Source organism: Paenibacillus sp. ICGEB2008 (assembly GCF_000307675.1).
In the GTDB taxonomy this organism is placed as follows: domain Bacteria; phylum Bacillota; class Bacilli; order Paenibacillales; family Paenibacillaceae; genus Paenibacillus; species Paenibacillus polymyxa.
In genome coordinates this window covers 849,992-866,603 of sequence record NZ_AMQU01000007.1, presented here as the reverse complement: position 1 = coordinate 866,603, position 16,612 = coordinate 849,992, and the positions used below count along the sequence as shown (strand labels likewise).

Annotated in this window: 16 protein-coding genes and 1 pseudogene; 10 read left to right on the top strand and 7 right to left on the bottom strand. The window is 44.5% G+C overall.

Translation table 11 applies throughout. The features are described 5' to 3' along the window. Nucleotides 1-95: 95 nt before the first annotated feature. Both C400_RS0108650 and C400_RS0108645 read right to left on the bottom strand, forming a co-directional pair. Nucleotides 96-1,031, bottom strand: a complete 936-nt coding sequence (locus tag C400_RS0108650; RefSeq protein ID WP_226888706.1) for a sensor histidine kinase — start codon at nt 1,029-1,031, stop codon at nt 96-98. A gap of 131 nt (nt 1,032-1,162) precedes the next feature. Beyond that, nucleotides 1,163-1,882, bottom strand: a complete 720-nt coding sequence (locus C400_RS0108645; protein ID WP_016820482.1) for a response regulator transcription factor — start codon at nt 1,880-1,882, stop codon at nt 1,163-1,165. Between the two features lie 163 nt (nt 1,883-2,045). Here C400_RS0108645 and yhbH point away from each other — a divergent pair, with 163 nt between their 5' ends. Further along, on the top strand, nt 2,046-3,212 hold the full coding sequence (gene yhbH / locus C400_RS0108640; RefSeq protein ID WP_016820483.1) for a sporulation protein YhbH: 1,167 nt from the start codon (nt 2,046-2,048) through the stop codon (nt 3,210-3,212). Then, complete coding sequence (locus C400_RS0108635; RefSeq protein WP_017426673.1) at nt 3,209-4,654, top strand: SpoVR family protein; 1,446 nt, start codon at nt 3,209-3,211, stop codon at nt 4,652-4,654. Before yhbH ends, C400_RS0108635 begins: the two co-directional genes overlap by 4 nt. A 69-nt stretch (nt 4,655-4,723) precedes the next feature. Here C400_RS0108635 and C400_RS0108630 read toward each other — a convergent pair whose 3' ends face one another. From C400_RS0108630 to C400_RS26665, 4 genes and pseudogenes are all read right to left on the bottom strand, one after another. Then, entirely contained in the window at nt 4,724-5,905 is a 1,182-nt protein-coding gene (locus C400_RS0108630) for a hypothetical protein (protein ID WP_017426672.1), read from the bottom strand. A 113-nt stretch (nt 5,906-6,018) separates the two neighbouring features. Then, the gene (locus tag C400_RS0108625; protein WP_017426671.1) at nt 6,019-7,602 is read right to left on the bottom strand and encodes a sensor histidine kinase; all 1,584 of its coding nucleotides are present in this window, start codon (nt 7,600-7,602) and stop codon (nt 6,019-6,021) included. Next, complete coding sequence (locus C400_RS0108620; RefSeq protein ID WP_017426670.1) at nt 7,599-8,285, bottom strand: response regulator transcription factor; 687 nt, start codon at nt 8,283-8,285, stop codon at nt 7,599-7,601. The genes C400_RS0108625 and C400_RS0108620 overlap by 4 nt, the downstream gene beginning before the upstream one ends. Nucleotides 8,286-8,317: 32 nt before the next feature. After that, nucleotides 8,318-8,533 (bottom strand): annotated as a pseudogene (locus C400_RS26665) (helix-turn-helix domain-containing protein); the annotation flags it as partial. 189 nt (nt 8,534-8,722) lie between these two features. Between C400_RS26665 and C400_RS0108615 the strand changes: the two are divergent. The 8 genes from C400_RS0108615 (at nt 8,723) to C400_RS0108585 (ending at nt 15,304) form a co-directional block, all read left to right on the top strand. Next, on the top strand, nt 8,723-9,424 hold the full coding sequence (locus tag C400_RS0108615; RefSeq protein WP_017426669.1) for a response regulator transcription factor: 702 nt from the start codon (nt 8,723-8,725) through the stop codon (nt 9,422-9,424). Beyond that, on the top strand, nt 9,421-10,782 hold the full coding sequence (locus C400_RS0108610; protein ID WP_017426668.1) for a sensor histidine kinase: 1,362 nt from the start codon (nt 9,421-9,423) through the stop codon (nt 10,780-10,782). The genes C400_RS0108615 and C400_RS0108610 overlap by 4 nt, the downstream gene beginning before the upstream one ends. 22 nt (nt 10,783-10,804) lie before the next feature. After that, on the top strand, nt 10,805-11,230 hold the full coding sequence (locus tag C400_RS0108605) for a PepSY domain-containing protein (RefSeq protein WP_017426667.1): 426 nt from the start codon (nt 10,805-10,807) through the stop codon (nt 11,228-11,230). Beyond that, nucleotides 11,227-11,400, top strand: a complete 174-nt coding sequence (locus C400_RS27555; RefSeq protein ID WP_017426666.1) for a PepSY domain-containing protein — start codon at nt 11,227-11,229, stop codon at nt 11,398-11,400. The genes C400_RS0108605 and C400_RS27555 overlap by 4 nt, the downstream gene beginning before the upstream one ends. A 115-nt stretch (nt 11,401-11,515) precedes the next feature. Next, complete coding sequence (locus C400_RS0108600; protein ID WP_016820491.1) at nt 11,516-12,064, top strand: PepSY domain-containing protein; 549 nt, start codon at nt 11,516-11,518, stop codon at nt 12,062-12,064. Nucleotides 12,065-12,268: 204 nt separating this feature from the next. Further along, nucleotides 12,269-13,279 carry an aminoglycoside phosphotransferase family protein gene (locus C400_RS0108595; RefSeq protein ID WP_017426665.1) on the top strand — a complete coding sequence of 337 codons (1,011 nt, stop codon included), beginning with the start codon at nt 12,269-12,271 and terminating at the stop codon, nt 13,277-13,279. A gap of 18 nt (nt 13,280-13,297) precedes the next feature. Beyond that, entirely contained in the window at nt 13,298-14,194 is an 897-nt protein-coding gene (locus C400_RS0108590; RefSeq protein ID WP_017426664.1) for a phosphotransferase, read from the top strand. A gap of 243 nt (nt 14,195-14,437) precedes the next feature. Next, complete coding sequence (locus C400_RS0108585; protein ID WP_017426663.1) at nt 14,438-15,304, top strand: arylamine N-acetyltransferase family protein; 867 nt, start codon at nt 14,438-14,440, stop codon at nt 15,302-15,304. A gap of 169 nt (nt 15,305-15,473) precedes the next feature. Here the strand turns inward: C400_RS0108585 and C400_RS0108580 are convergent, their stop codons facing one another. After that, the gene (locus C400_RS0108580) at nt 15,474-16,496 is read right to left on the bottom strand and encodes a globin-coupled sensor protein (protein WP_017426662.1); all 1,023 of its coding nucleotides are present in this window, start codon (nt 16,494-16,496) and stop codon (nt 15,474-15,476) included. Nucleotides 16,497-16,612 lie beyond the last annotated feature (116 nt).

The window sequence follows — 16,612 nt, the reverse complement described above, 5'->3', positions numbered from 1 at the left end:
TTACAGAAGGAAAGTTAACATCAGGTAAACAGTTCCTAAACAACAGGCAAAAAAACGAGCGGACTCCAAAATGTGAAGGCAAAGATGTTAAAGAGTTACATATTTAGCGGCAAAGTAATTTCCACCCTGGTACCCTTTTTACTTCCCGGAAGAATATGAAGCGTTCCGTTATGAGCTTCAATAAAGCTTTTGGCAATAGATATGCCATGCTCTTTGGAATGAGACACCTGTATACATTCAGTTGGATTCATTCCTTTTCCATCATCTTCGATCGAAATATGAAGCTTATCGCTCTCTTTATTTACATCCATTGAAATATGTGTACCTGAAGGATTATGAATGATTGCGTTCATCAAAAAATTTTTCAGCGCTCTACCTAATAATTTACTATCGAAGGGCATGGTACATACTGCCTCCAATGACATAAAAGAAAATTCGTACTGCTCGGCCGAAGGATGGTTAGCGATATCTATGACTGTATTGCGGAGAAACTCCACAATGTCCTCCTTCTTCAGCTGGATCGGCAAGGCACCCTCCTTGAGCTGCATAGAAGCATTCAAATCCTGAATTAACTGCTTCATTTCCGTTACTTTCTCACTGATAGCCATACTAAAGCTTCTTTTTTCTTCATCGGACCAATCATACTCTTGAGTAGTCAGCATGGCTGCATATCCTTCAATATAGGATAATGGTGTTTTGAGATCATGGCTTACGCCTGCTACCCACTGCTGTTTTCGCTTTTCTATTTCTATTCTCTCTTCCTCATTACTGCGCAATTGAGCAGATAAGATGTTCATTTGTTCAAAAACTTCTTTATACAATTGATACGGAGGCTTATAATTATTTCTCTGATTTTTTTTGCGCTCTGGCAGTTCTAGCTCACTTAGCGGTGCCTGGAATTCCCCTGTTGCTATATTTCCAATCCATTTAATTACATACACCAAGGGTTTGCCTATATACCATCCATAGACAACTATAAACACAAGGCTCTGCACGATTCCAAGTCCGATCCAGAAGAGATCAATATTCATATTATGAGATGTACCAAATGTACTTTTTATAAAAATATATATAACAGTACAGATAAGAAAACAAAGAACATAGGCTAGAGCAAAACATAATGTTACTTTTATAAAACGAAAGGACATCTTGACGAGAGAGTTCATTCTTGCTCCCCCCTCTTGACTGATATCATTTTATAACCTAGCCCTCTTACATTAACTAAAAATTGCGGGTGCTTGGGATCAGGTTCTATTTTTTTTCGCAAACGGGAGATATGAATGACTACTGTCTTTTCATCACCAAGGAAGGTCTCGCTCCATATTGCTTCGTATAGCTGACGCACACTGAATATACGGTTAGGATGCTTGCACAAAAATACCAGCAGCAGCCATTCACGTGCAGGACAATCGACCTCTTGGTCTTGCACATACAACACACCTGATTCCAATTCCAGACAAAAATATCCAAAATCTAAGGTTCGTAAGGCAGGCTTCATGTCCGCTGTTGTCACTTTTCGATATTTCATTCGAGCTTTCATACGTGCAACGACTTCCAACGGATTAAACGGTTTGGTAATATAATCGTCCCCACCAATACCAAATCCCATTAATTTGTCCAAATCTGTATCTCTTGCCGTCAAAAAAAGAATAGGAGCTTCCGTGTATAGACGCATCTGACGACACACCTCAAATCCATCACGATCAGGAAGCATAACATCAAGCACAATCACATCAATACGAGATTCCATCACGATTTGCAACGCTTCTTGACCCGTGGCTGCATGCTTAACATGTAGAAACCCTTCTTTTTTTAAAACTGTTGTCAGCATATCTCGCAGTCCCTGTTCATCGTCTACGATAAGCACTGCAATTTCTTCCATAACCAAGGTTCTCCATTCTTTTTTTACATTTTTTACTTTCATTATAAAAGCAAACGGGCAGAATTTAAATCGAGTTCCATCACATATCGTACATCCCCGTGAATATACTTAATAACCAACAAGGCCAAACTGTGCCGTGTATCCACTTGGGGGGTGCCTAACAATGACGGAACCACGCCAGCCATATTCATTCGTCGTATCCCGCGAAGATTGGTCGCTGCATCGCAAAGGGTACCAGGACCAGCAACGCCATCAGCAGAAGGTCAAAGATGTCATTAAGCAAAATCTACCCGATCTGATAACGGAAGAAAATATTATAATGTCGGACGGTCAACAGATCATCAAAGTGCCCATTCGCAGTCTGGATGAATATCGCTTCATTTATAACTACCAAAAGCAAAAGCATGTAGGTCAAGGGGATGGCGACAGTCAGGTGGGGGATGTCATCGGACGTGATCCTGCTTCCCAGAAGCCAGGTAAAGGTGAGAAAGCAGGCGACCAGCCAGGACATGATATTATGGAAACTGAAGTCAGCATAGAAGAACTCGAAGATATGCTGTTCGAGGAAATGGAATTACCGCATTTGCAGCAAAAAGATAAGGATCAAATTGAGGTTGAATCTATCGTATTCAATGATATACGCAAAAAAGGCATGCAAGCGAACATTGACAAGAAGCGAACGATACTCGAAAATCTGCGCCGCAACGCTCGTGAGGGGAATCCGGGCATCCATCATATTAGTCCGGACGATCTTCGTTACAAAACATGGGAAGAGAAAACCATTCCCCAATCCAATGCGGTAATTATAGCTATGATGGACACCTCAGGCAGCATGGGATCTTTTGAAAAATATTGCGCCCGCAGCTTCTTTTTCTGGATGACTCGCTTTTTGCGTCGCCAATATGAAAAGGTGGAAATTGTCTTTCTTGCGCATCATACCGAAGCCAAGGAGGTTACGGAGGAAGAATTTTTTACTCGCGGTGAAAGTGGTGGCACAATCTGCTCTTCTGCTTATTTGAAAGCATTGGAGATTATCGACAAGCGCTATCCTCCTTCCACTTATAATATTTATCCTTTCCATTTCTCCGATGGCGATAACCTAAGCTCAGACAATGAACGGTGTGTGAAACTAATTGAGGAGCTTATGAAGCGCAGCAATATGTTCGGCTATGGAGAGGTGAACCAATATAATCGCAGCAGTACGCTGATGTCAGCCTACAAGAATATTAAGGCAGATCAGTTTATGTACTATGTCATCAAGGAAAAAGGTGAGGTATACCAAGCCTTACGCACCTTTTTTCGTAAACGGGAAGGGGGGACAGTGGGATGAGTACCGACCAGAAAGAGCTGGAATACGCGATATCAGAAATTATGGAGATTGCTGATGGATTCGGGCTCGACTATTACCCAATGCGGTATGAGATTTGTCCGGCGGATATTGTATACACATTCGGGGCGTATGGTATGCCTACGCGCTTCAGCCACTGGAGTTTCGGAAAAACATTTCACAAGATGAAAATGCAGTACGATTTTGGATTGAGTAAAATCTATGAGCTGGTCATCAACTCCAATCCCTGCTACGCTTTCCTGCTGGATGGAAATTCGTTGGTGCAAAATAAACTGATTGTCGCTCATGTGTTGGCGCACTGCGATTTTTTCAAACACAACGCCCGTTTCTCGGCCTCCAACCGCAATATGGTCGAGAGCATGTCTGCCACCGCAGAACGGATCAGCAGCTATGAAATGGAGTACGGCTCAAAGGCCGTAGAATCCTTCATTGACTCTGTACTGGCGATACAAGAGCATGTAGACCCACAGCTCATCAAACCAAGGCATCTAGATAAACAACGATACATGGAACTCAAAATCAAGGAGCAAAAAGAACCTAAAAAACACCAGCATCCCATCGGACCTTACGATGATCTGTGGTCACTGGACACAGTAAAGCAGCATGATTCGGCGGAGACCGAGGGGATCAAGGTACGCCAGTTCCCACCGGAACCTGAAAAAGATATTGTCTGGTTTATTCAGGAATTCTCCGAGGTACTGGAGGATTGGCAGCGGGACATCATGACGATGCTGCGGGATGAAATGCTGTATTTCTGGCCCCAAATGGAGACCAAAATCATGAATGAAGGCTGGGCCTCTTATTGGCATCAACGGATTGTCAGGGAACTGGATCTGACTGGGGATGAAACTGTTGAATTTGCCATGCTAAATGCTTCCGTTGTGCAGCCTTCCAAGCAAAGCTTGAATCCATATTATTTGGGACTGAAAATATTTGAAGATATTGAAAAGCGATGGGATAACCCGACCCGTGAGGAGCAAGAGCGTCAAGGACGCAAACCGGGCGAGGGCCGAGCTAAAATGTTCGAGGTGCGAGAGTTTGATTCGGACACCTCTTTTATACGCAATTACATGACCAAGCAGCTAACAGAGGATTTAGATTTGTACGTGTTTGAGAAACGGGGACCGGATTGGAAAATTACCGATAAATCCTGGGAAAACATACGGGATCAGCTTGTGTTCTCACGCGTAAATGGAGGCTCCCCTTACATCGTCGTTGAGGACGGAGACTACCTGCATACGGGCGAGTTAAAGCTCAAGCATCAGTATGAAGGCATTGAGCTGGATTTAAAATATATGGAGCGCACGCTTCCATATGTATATCAACTGTGGGGGCGTACCGTTCATTTGGAAACGATGATTGAGGGGAAGCTCGCCTTATTTTCATATGATGGGAAGAAACATCATCGCAAGTTTGTGCAGTGACCCACAATCGAATAGCCAGCCTAATTTAAAAAAAGGTGCATTCCGAAGAAGGAAATGCGCCTTTTTTTACTACTTTTTCTTAAATTCGACGATGTAGCTCTGATTCAGTTGTTTTCCACCTTCCGAAATGTTCTGGTACATGGATAAAAACCGGGCGGAAGGGCTCCACACTGTTGGACTGTCATAGGATTGGATATCGGTCGTAACGGGAGTGGTTTTACCCGTGGATTGGTCAAACACATACAGCCCTCTCATTCCTTGCTGATCCTCATCATAAATGGAAAAAGCAAGCTTGGTCCCGTCGCTGGACCAGCTTCCACGACTCATTAAAGTCCCTTGACCCACGATCCCTTTCTCTTTGCCTTGTTCATCCAAAATGATCATACGGGCTGGTTCGGATGTATTCCATTTCCGCTTTTCAATGGCAATAGATTTACCATCAAGCGACACAGCAAAAGACATGGCCCCCTCTGCAATGGTCACAGCTTGAGGATGATTGAGAGAGAACCGATTCAGTACCGGATATCCTTGTTTATCATTGCCTGTATAAAATATGTCGTTACCCACCTTCTCGACATGAGCAATTAATTCTGAGTGATTCGGATCTTGAAAGCTTAGTTCTTCTGCTTTGCCGTTCAGACCAATCAGATGTATCTTACCGTCTGGTGTACCTGTAATGAGATGATCCTTATCACCCCAGCTCACTTCGTTAGTCATGTCCAGCTGACCAACCGATGTAACCTTACCACTGCTGAGTTCTAAAATATAGCCCTGGATATCATACTTGCTGCTGGCACTGCCCTCCGTAAAAAACACATGGCGTTGATCCGGTGATACCACAGCAAGTAACTGTAGAGCGTTACGACCTGGTGTTAAAACTCGCTCCTTGTTGGTCTTTACATTATGAATCCATAACTGATTCTGGCGCTCCACAATCAATTCTTCATCACTCAGCCATGACCTCGCGTAGACATCTCCCAGCCTGTCGATGGACTGTACCACCAGTTCGTCCGATACTTGCTGCCGAGCTGCATCCATGTCAATCACAGTAAGCTTTTGCCCCGTTTTCATACCGGATGTTGGAATTGTCTCTCCTGCGCTTTTTATGCCGCAGCCGCTGAGCAATCCTCCAGCGATCAAGCCAGTCATGAGCAAGCCTGTGACTTTGTGTCTGAAAAAGCGTGCATAGGGATATTCGAGACGAGGAAAGCCGTTCTTTTGCCCGTAGCTGTCTAGGTTTTTCTTCATCATGTATAACGGCCTCCTTGTTAACGTTACCCCCAGCTTAATGCCTGAACATCTCGTGAATACATCGAATTGTTTCCAAATTGTAAATAAGACAACATTTTCAGTTCTAAAGCTATCTACTGAGAGCCATCATGAACCAACAGGGGGAGCCTGAGCGAAAATTCATTGCCACTTGCAACTGAATGACCATTGCTATTTTCCAACCCAGTACCGCCCGAAGCTGTAAGCTGCAACTCTCCACCCATGCGCTCTGCCAGTCTGCGTGCCAGAGGCAGGCCAAGTCCCGTACCACTGTCCTGGCGAGAACGATCACGGCTTAAGGTAACAAACGGCTCAAAAATCATGTCCCATTCTTCCCTAGGAATCCATGGACCGGAATTGCATATATACACTATCACAGTGTCCTTTTCCACTCGATTGGATAACGTGATCCAGCCTTTGTCCTGATTATATTTTACTGCATTATCCAGCAAATTCAGTACAATATGCATTAGATGTTTAGGATCTCCACACACCTTGGCTGGAATGGTATCCATCGAAAAATTTAGTCCACGCGCCGCAGCTTTCCCCCGTATTCGGCTACCTGCATCTTCGAGCAGCAAATGCAGCTCCACTTCCTCCGTATGTAATTCAAAATCGTATTTGTCCAGCACAGATAGTCTCAGTGAATCCTCGACAAGCTCATACAACCGTTTTGTTTCCTTACCGATACTTTCTCTGGCTTCACGCACCAATTCGGGATCATCCCCATACATATCCAGCAAATCAGCGTAAGCCTGAATAGAGGTCAACGGAGTCTTCAGTTCATGACTGATATTGCCAATAAAAGTCTTCTGCTGCTGCTCCAGCTCTCGCAAACGCTGAACTGCTTCTTCCAGCCGAAGCTTTTCATTCTCGAGCGCGGTAATACTAGCCCGGATCACATGACTCATCTGGAGCATCCCTTCATCCAGCCTTCCTAGCTCGTCCTGACGTCGCAGCAATCGAGCTTCTGGATAGTGCCCCGCCGAGATCTGCTCAGAAACGCGAGTCAGTCGTCCGATGTCCCTCGTCTGGCGGCTGACATAGCCTAAGCCCAGAACAAAGCTTAAAACCAGCACCGCCCCTCCTGTCCATAAAAACAAGCGGGCAATCGCCTGGTAGAACTGCTGCTGCGCTTCTGTTGAGCTATGAAGCTGTACCACTCCCAGCAAGCCGTCCGGACCTTGCAGCGGAGCCAAATAAGTAACTGAGCTACCTTCCGTAATATACGCAATTTTCCCTTGGAGCGCATAAGAAAGCGCCTGGCCGACGTTTGTTCTATAAGCCAGTGGTAGAGAATTTCCGACCTCATCTCCCCGGCCATCATATAAAATAACGCGCATATTACTGGATACGCCGAGCTCCACGGCAAGCTGTGGTGCTTGCTTTTTCATGAAGTCTTCGGGCGATTGGTGAACTCCCAACAGGTAAGACTGTTTTACGCGCATCTCCACGATTTCCGCCTGACGCTTTAAGCCGCGTTCCATTTGGTCTGTCTGATTAGCACGAATACCGGTAAGTACGAGCCAGCTCAGCACACCGACAGTAAACAGCAGTAAAGCCGCCAGGACCAGCGGAAATTTCCAGCGCAGGCTCAAGCCTGTACGCTTACGTTTGCGCTTTGGCTGGTCAGTGGACTGCAAGCTTCCTTCTGGATGGAGTGAATGATGTTCGTTCACGTCATTTTCTCCGCCTTATAGCCGATTCCATACACAGTTTGCAGCATCGACTGGTGCGGCTCTAGCTTCTTGCGCAAGCGCTGAATATGAATATCCACCGTCCGCGTTCCCCCTGCATAATCGATGCCCCATACTTGTTCCAGCAACTCGTCCCGCGTATATACCCTTCCAGCATGGGACACCAGTAGCGCCAGCACATCAAACTCCTTGGGGGTCAGATCCAATGCTTTTGCTCCGAGTTCAGCCGTTCGACTGGACGGACGCACTCGCAACGGGTCCAGTATTATTTCCGCTCCTTCCGGCGCAGGCGCTCCTTCTCGTTCCAGTCTCCGTACCAATGCCTTAATACGTGCGAGCAGTTCTCTTAGGTCAAACGGCTTGCTCATAAAATCGTCCGCCCCCAACTCCAGTCCGAGCACCTTATCGACGATATCGTTTTTTGCGGTTAGCAGTAAAATACCGATGCCCTTTCGGCTTTCCAAACGGCGACACACTTCATATCCGCCCAGTTTGGGCATCATCACATCCAGTATGAGCACATCCGGGTGAAACAAACGCACTTTTTCCAATGCATCCTCTCCATCCACGGCAGTTTCCACCAAAAAACCTTCCCGCTTTAACGCATAGGCCAGTGCATTCCGAATACTCGCCTCATCGTCCGCTATCAGTATTCTTTTATCCATGTCCTTCCCTCCCTGCCTCAAAAAACGTTCGACTACTTATACTCCCGCAAATAATAATGTATTAGACATGTATGGCATATAAACTGCTCGCGGGAATCATTAAGATCAAAATCCGTCATGTCGCGTATCCGTTCCAGTCTATATTTTACCGAATTATGATGTATAAAAAAATAATTTGCTGTATCTATCAGACTGCCCCTGTTTTCCAAATAATAAAATAATGTTTTGAGTAAATCACTGCCATGTGACCCACTGACTCCCCGGTTGCTAATGCCCTTTCTATGATAGGGGCCACATCTGACCGAGGGGATTGTCCATAATTATAACGCATTATGCTAAGCTCTTTCTCTCCCAGTCCCGTGCTTTGAAGTGTCTTACCTGTCCGTATATGCTAAAATACTTCCGTATCGGCTATTCGCCTACAGGAGGGCATGATTATGAACCAATCCATTTTGATCGTAGAAGACGAAGAGAAGATTGCCCGACTTCTAGAGATCGAACTTGAATTTGAAGGCTATCAAGTAAGTAAAGAAAAAAACGGAATTGACGGACTGGAGACCTATTGCAAAGGTAGTTGGGATCTGGTTTTACTGGATATTATGATTCCCGGTCTTAATGGCATCGAACTCCTGCGGAGGATTCGTAAACATGATGCGAACGTTCCTGTCATTTTACTAACGGCTAAAAGTTCCATTGCGGATAAGGTAGAGGGACTCGATTTGGGAGCCAATGACTATGTTACCAAACCTTTTGTGATCGAAGAGCTGCTTGCACGTGTAAGGGTCGCGCTCAGGGTAGGTGCAGCGAAAGACATGACTTCACAAGTGGTAGATCAATGGCTTAGTGCCGGGGACTTACGTCTCCATGAAGGTACTCGTGAAGTTCTTCGTGGAGAGCACAACATTGAGCTTACGCCGCGAGAGTTTGACTTGCTCGTTCATTTACTTCGACATCAGCGGCAGGTACTTAGTCGTGAACAATTACTGGAGAATGTATGGGGCATTGATTATATTGGTGATACCAATGTGGTCGATGTGTATATTCGCTACGTGCGGAATAAAATTGACCCTTCGCGCCAACTCCCTGAGCTGATTCATACTGTACGCGGAATTGGCTATGTTCTGAAGGAATCGTTATGAAGCTGCAGAACAAAATCCATACGTACACCTCATTACTATTCGGGGTTTTACTTGTAGTCATTAATTTCTTAGTCTATTTTCTATTCAGCCAACTTTCGATAGACAGTCGAAAAAACCAGGTAGAGGCCGCAGCAGAAAACATGATTCATGGCATTCAACGCGCTCCAGTATCCGTAGCCACTGAGGATCTTCTACGAGCTTATGTGCCGCTGGATGGTATGCTTCGGCTGATGAGACCGGAAGGCGACTTTCTTGCCCCTATCACCTCTTCATCAGAGCAGTCTCTCAGCTTGGTGAAGGGCGTTTTTAATGAAACACGGCAGGTTCGCATCATTACCTATGAAAGCAACCGTTATATTTACGTATCGGTCCCCATGATTTGGTCGAATGGAGAGGTTGTCAATCTTCAGGTGACCGAGAGCCTGCAACCGACGATGCAGACGCTTCAGGTACTCAGAATCGTACTTATTGCAGTCACAGGAATTGCTTTTATTCCTGTCGTCCTATCGGGAAGACTGCTGGGCAGACTGATTACACATCCAATCACATCCATGATTAACACGATGAAAGAGATTCAACGTAGCGGGAAATTCAAACGTCTTCCGCTCAATTCGTCATCACGCGACGAGCTAGTCGAAATGGGAGAAACGTTTAATGACATGATTGAATTGCTAGAGCGGAATTTCGTTCGCCAAGAACAATTCGTTTCGAATGCGTCCCATGAATTGAAAACACCTCTAACCATTATTGAAAGTTATGCCAGTCTGCTTAAACGACGGGGATTGCGGAATCCCAGTATTTTTGCCGAATCCATTGAAGCGATCCATTCTGAGGCGCTCAGAATGAAGGATATGGCAGAGCAGCTTCTTCTATTGGCCAGAAACGAAGAACAATGGAATGTCGTGTTAGAACCTGTACGCTTGACCAAAGTAGGGACAGAACTGAAAGCTACATTTGAAAATGCTTTCGCCAGACAAATTCAACTGGATGTACAAACAGACTGCATCGCCTATACGGACGAAAATAAATTAAAACAACTTTTATTTATATTTTTGGATAATGCGCGCAAATACAGTGACGAGCCGATATACCTGATGATTGATATTGTGGGCGGTACGGCTCAACCTTGCATTAGAATCACAGATCAAGGAATTGGAATCCCTGAAGAAAAGTTATCTAAGGTTTTCGACCGCTTTTATCGTGTGGACGAAGCCAGAAGCCGCGAGGAAGGTGGGGCCGGGCTAGGCTTATCATTAGCTACAGGAATTGCTCAAGCTATTCAAGCACAAATTGGGCTAGAAAGCATAGAGGGAAGTGGAACAACTGCAACGATCATCCTCCCTACTGTTCCAGAATAATAAGCCAAAGGAGGCAAAACCAATGAAAACGATCTATACCTGGATGATTGGAGGTATGGTAGCGGCTATATTAATCACCATTTGCCTTTTACAGTGGCCCTGGGCACGATCGTTAGCAGCTTCGCCCTTGGAAGAAAAAACCGTGGTCCAATCTGTATTGCATCAGTATCCCGGTGAGGTGCTCGAATCCCAACGTTTGGATAATTTTTATGTGATCAAGCTAGAACGCATCAAAGGGAAGTATGTAATAAAAGTCAATGCCTATGATGGTGTCATTCAATCCATTAAGCGGACACAGATGTATGCAGATGCAAAGCAGGAACCCCAAGATCCCCCCCCCCGGTTCCTCACAACCCAGTCGACAAATCAAATCCAGTCCATAAACCTGACCCGGTTTCTCTTGTCATTACAGAGAATGAAGCAGCCAAGCTTGCTGCAAAAGCAGTGAATGGAACATCCGATGATATTGAACTGCACCGCAATGACAAAGGCCTCTATTATCTTGTTGAGGTTGAGATACAAGATGGGCGTGAGGCAGTGGTGCAGATCAATGCAGTATCAGGCTCAATCGACTCTATCACTTGGGAAAAAGAAAAACAGGATCACGACGAATCATGACGCCCTGATGATCTTGCTTATAGCTTCTCATTGTTTTCTCATGATTCTATTATGTTCCTCTCATATTCAAGGGTTAAGCTGTATTCAAGCATACAGTTCAAGGAGGAATTAGGTAATGAAAAAAAACTATACATTAGGAATAATAGCAGCCACGGTTCTGCTTGGAGTTACGGTTACAGGTGTCTCGGCAAATGCCGTATGGGCTGCTAAACCTACGGGATTAATTGGAGCGACTGCTGCTGCCAATATTGCCAAGAAGGCTGTGGGAAATGATGCGCAAGTTGAGGATGTCGAACTGGAGCGCAAGAACGGAAAGGTATACTATGAAGTGGATCTTCAGCAAGGAGATAAAGATTGGGATATAGATGTTGATGCTTATACCGGGAAAACTATCCGTTCCCATTCTGAGCTTGATCATGACTCGAATGACGAGTCTTCCTTTTACAAGCCCAACCACGTCACTCTAACTGAAAAGCAGGCTGGACAAATTGCACTTAAGCATGTGCCTGGGAGTACCCTTCTGTCTTCTAAATTAGATAAGGAAGACGGACAGTTCATCTATGAGGTCAAGGTACTCACCAACGAAGGAACTGTCGAGCTTGAAATCCATGCATCGTCTGGAGCGATCGTGGATACAGACGAAGAAGATGACAACGATAACTGATCAATCATTCATAATCAGGCTTGCGTAATACAGAGCAAATTAAAACGGAGCAGCGAACTTTCGCTGCTCCGTTTTTTTGACGAATGTGAACAGGAAAAGTAAGAGAATAGCTCCATAAAACTGCACCTATTATTTCCTCATGAATAGACTGATAACTAACAGAGGATTACCTTTTTCTTCAATTAAAAGTCAAGTGAGGTTCTTATGGCGAAATCCTATACAAAAGCACAGATTCGCGAAATCACCCGTCGTTTCGGCCTGATCCCCTTAAAATCAAGCTTAGTCTCATCACTGTACCGAAAAAATGCAGTAATCCAAGTAAAAACGAAAAAGGGAACTTATGCATTAAAGCCCTTTAGTCGTTCAAAGATGGCTCGTTCCAATACGATTCAACAGATGGAACGAGCTGCGAGCTATATAAGGCTTTTGAAAAAGAGAAAGTATAACTACATGCCCACATGGCTCCCTACTCATTCCGGCAAGCTATGGACACTACATCAAGGAACGCCATTTTATGTAAGTCAATGGATCAAAGGACGGGGACTGGAAACCGCTGAAGATTTCGAAAAACTAGGGTTAGCCCTTGCCACACTTCACGCTACATCCACCGGCTTACATCGGATAGAGAGAGGAAATTCCCCTTCGACCATTCAACAATTGCGGATATGGAAAAAGCAAGACCGTCTTTTCCAAAAAAAAATGACAAAAATCAGCCGCAAGGATAAGGAGTATCGCAACTGGTACAACACTCATGGCAAGGACTGTATACGTTTATCCAGACGTGCATGGAAAGATTTGCAGGACGCATCCATTATAAGACTACTTCGAACGGAACGCCGGCATCCCTCCTTGATACACAGTGATATCACCACCCCGAATGTCATTATTTCAGACGACGGTCATCTCAAAATCATTGATTGGGATCGGGCTAAGATTGGCTCCGTCTATGCTGATTTGGCAAAGGCTCTTATGAATACAACTCAATTCAATCCTGAATTTGTGCAATCCTTGTTAAGGGGATATCAAAAACGCAAACCACTCAGCCGAACTGAGCGGAAGATTGTTACAGCTTTATATAAACTGCCACGAGAAGCTTGGCATGCTTCTCGACATCCGAATCGTTCAAGAGACCGCGAAATCCTAGACAACTGGGATCAGTCGTGGCCTCTTCGATTACAAATCATCCATATTTTGCAGGAATGGGCCCGTGTATAAAAGAAAGTGAGGAGCAAAATGTCGATTTTATCGAACGTTGAGCAAATGTACGGAATCAAAATTCAGCGTAGCCGTCAAATGAAGGACATTCACAAGATTGAAACCGCTAATACAACTTATTGCTTAAAACCCTACAAATTTCCGGAAGAAGAGATTCGTTTTATTACACGTGTCTTGTCCTACCTGGATGAACGCGGGTTTACACGTAGCCAAAAGGTCTATCCAACCGTACAGCAAACAGCCTACATGACCTATGAAGGTGTTTCGTATACACTAACTAATTGGGTTCATGGACCCAGACCGGAATTTACAAAAAGAATAGACTTCAAAAAGGGAATTTCTACTTTAGCCAAATTCCACACCAGTGCCGTAGGCTTTCCTGTCACGGAAGCGCCGCCTTCCAGAATCCGTTATGAAGGCTTGAGCGATGAAATAGCTGAATATAAAAAACGTCTCAGTCCTTACAAAGGCACAGCACATCTCCTAGCTCTTTGTGAAGAAGTGTTATATCGTCTACAGCAGCCCAAAGTTCGAACTGCAATCCAGCAGGAGCAAAAAGCAGCTGCATTAATACACGGTGACTATAACTATCCCAATCTGGTCAAAGACAGGCAGCTCAAAATCCATTTGATTGACTTTGAAAATTGTTCCCTACACGTAAGGATGAAAGATCTCTCCCATCTTCTTCATCGGAATTGTCTTTGGAACGCGACAAAGATGCTGCGCGCGATAGACTTTTATCAACGATATCGACCGTTGAGTACTCAGGATCTGCATCTGCTTCATACGCTATTGATCTCTCCCTATCATGTGGTCCGCAACCTTAGAATAGGTGGCTTCCGTTCTGCCAAGCGAGTCATTCCATCGTTCGTGCATTTGAACAAATGCCGACGTGAACTTAGATCACTGCTATAATTAGTTAGCTTGAAAATAAGAAAAAAAACAGACCCGATAATCAGGTCTGTTTTTTTGTGTTCTGACAGCCATCTACGGGAAATCGACATGTTACTAAACGAATTGATTTGCTGATTGTACCGGTACAGCCATAAATTTATAGCATTGTACACAGCACGTACCCCTTTTACAATGATGCTAAGACTCAATGCTCATTTGTTTCGAGAAGAGAATTTGGCAAACTAACAATAGAGGTGACTGCACATGTACACCATGACAAAAGAAGAAATAAAAGCTTATTTGAACAGAATTGGAATTTCCGAAGTTCAGCCTCCTACCCCATCCTATTTAGTGGAGTTGCATAAGGCACATGTAAAAAATCTTTCATGGCAAACGTTGGACATTTTTGCAAGAAAGCCGGCTGCCATTGGTTTTCAAGAATCCGTTCAGCTCATTCTACATGGGAGAAGTGGTTATTGTTTTCATCTGAATGGTGCCTTTAGTGCGCTACTACATTCGCTAGGGTACAAAGTTTCTTTGCATCATGCTGGGGTACAACCTTTAGGAACTGAGCCACGCATTAATTCATTTCATCTTGGACTAACAGTGAACTTGCTAAATGAGCAGCAAGAAGATGAAGTATGGATTGTAGATGTCGGACTGGGCGATATGCCATATGAGCCTCTACCACTCCTTATGGGGACTTATGAACAAGCCCCTCTTCGTTATAAAGTTATGGAATCTGAAGTTGTTACTAAAGGTTGGCGTTTAGAACATGACCCGCTCGCTTCATTTGTTGGCGTTGATTTTGCCCCTACGGTTGTTCAGGATTTGGAAGAATTTAAGCCGAAACATCATTTCTATAGCCGCTCCGTGGAATCTCCATGGTTTAACCTGTTTCTAATTCGGCAAAGGCAAGCATTAGAAGCGAATGAACTCAGAGGATGTATGTGGAAAAAACGCGGGCTAAACGGTTTGGAAAAAATAGAGCTGGATAAGAAATCGCAGTGGCTGGAAGTATTGGCTGATGTATTTGGTGAGCCGCTCGTTAACTACAGCCACCAGGAACGGGACGAGTTATGGAAAAGAGTACTTGCGGCTCATATGGAATGGAAAAAAAGCTTCCTCTAATTCCTTGTTTCAAAAATTCGGTCATTCTTTCATAGGAATATGCACTTCCTCTGTTGCCTTTGTTGTGTTGACTGGACTGCCAACAGGAAGATCGTCGCTTTGCCAGTATCCAGCCAGCTAACGCCCCGAAAACTTCCAGTTCCCCAGGATATACTGCTCAAGCTACATCTCACACCTCCAGCAATTCCGAGGAGTGCTGCAACATTTCCAATTCCTTCACCATGTTTTCAATCAGCTTTGTGAATGAAGCCAATTCTTCGGAGCTGGAGGCCTGTTGCCGGGCACTGGCTGTTGTGGCAGCGGTTTCGGATTGCACACTGTCAAGCATACGGGCAATATCCAGCACCTTGCGCTGAATTTGCTCCTGTGCTTGCTTTGAATTAGATGCCAGCTTTCGCACTTCCTGCGCCACCACTTGAAATCCACGCCCTGCTTCTTGTGCATGGGCTGCCTCAATTGCCGCATTCAGTCCCAGCAAATGAGTCTGATCGGACAATTCTCGAATGTTACTGCTCATCTGTTCAATATGCTTAATTTCATCGCTCAATTGCAGTACCAGTTCCTCTGTATGTTCCTGTGAAGAAGCAGTGTTGCAGGCACTCTCCGCGATATTATCGGTATTTTCCCTAAGTTCGGCAATCATCCCCGTCAAATTTTGTGCAATTCGGGACACCACAGTCAGCATCTGCGTTTGTTCATCGGCGAGCTCGTTAACTTGTTCCTTTTCCTTTTCCTGATAAGCTTCCAGCACAAGTTGGGAATCCAGATTGAACATTTTGGAAAGAGCGTGCACAATAGAATACCAATCCTCTATCCCCGAACGCTTTAAAATGTCTACTGCAATATCCAGATAAGCAATGTACGTACCCAAATAATAATCGGAAGATAATCCAATCCGGGAATGTACCTGCCCCACAAAAAGGCGGTGCTCGATAAACTGATCATCTATTTTCCCATCTGCGAGAGAAAGCCAGTATTCACGTTGTGTTTGCTTTAGTCGCTCAATATTCGACCATTTAGAGATAATCGACATGAGATGGGGAACCTTTTCTACATGCTCATAAAAACGATCCACTACCTCATTTACAATAGATTGGAATAGCCCCTGATAATGATGCAATAAAGCCAAATCGCCATCAGTAATACCAATGTATTGTATCTGTTTTAATCTACTCTCAGCGACATGAATCATAAGTTCCTCCAAATAATAGTTTACATAGATTTTACATTACCATATTTATCGGCAACTTTTTAGAAAATGTTAAAAAAGCAGAAGATTGATTGTGATTGTTTACATATTAATTTCAG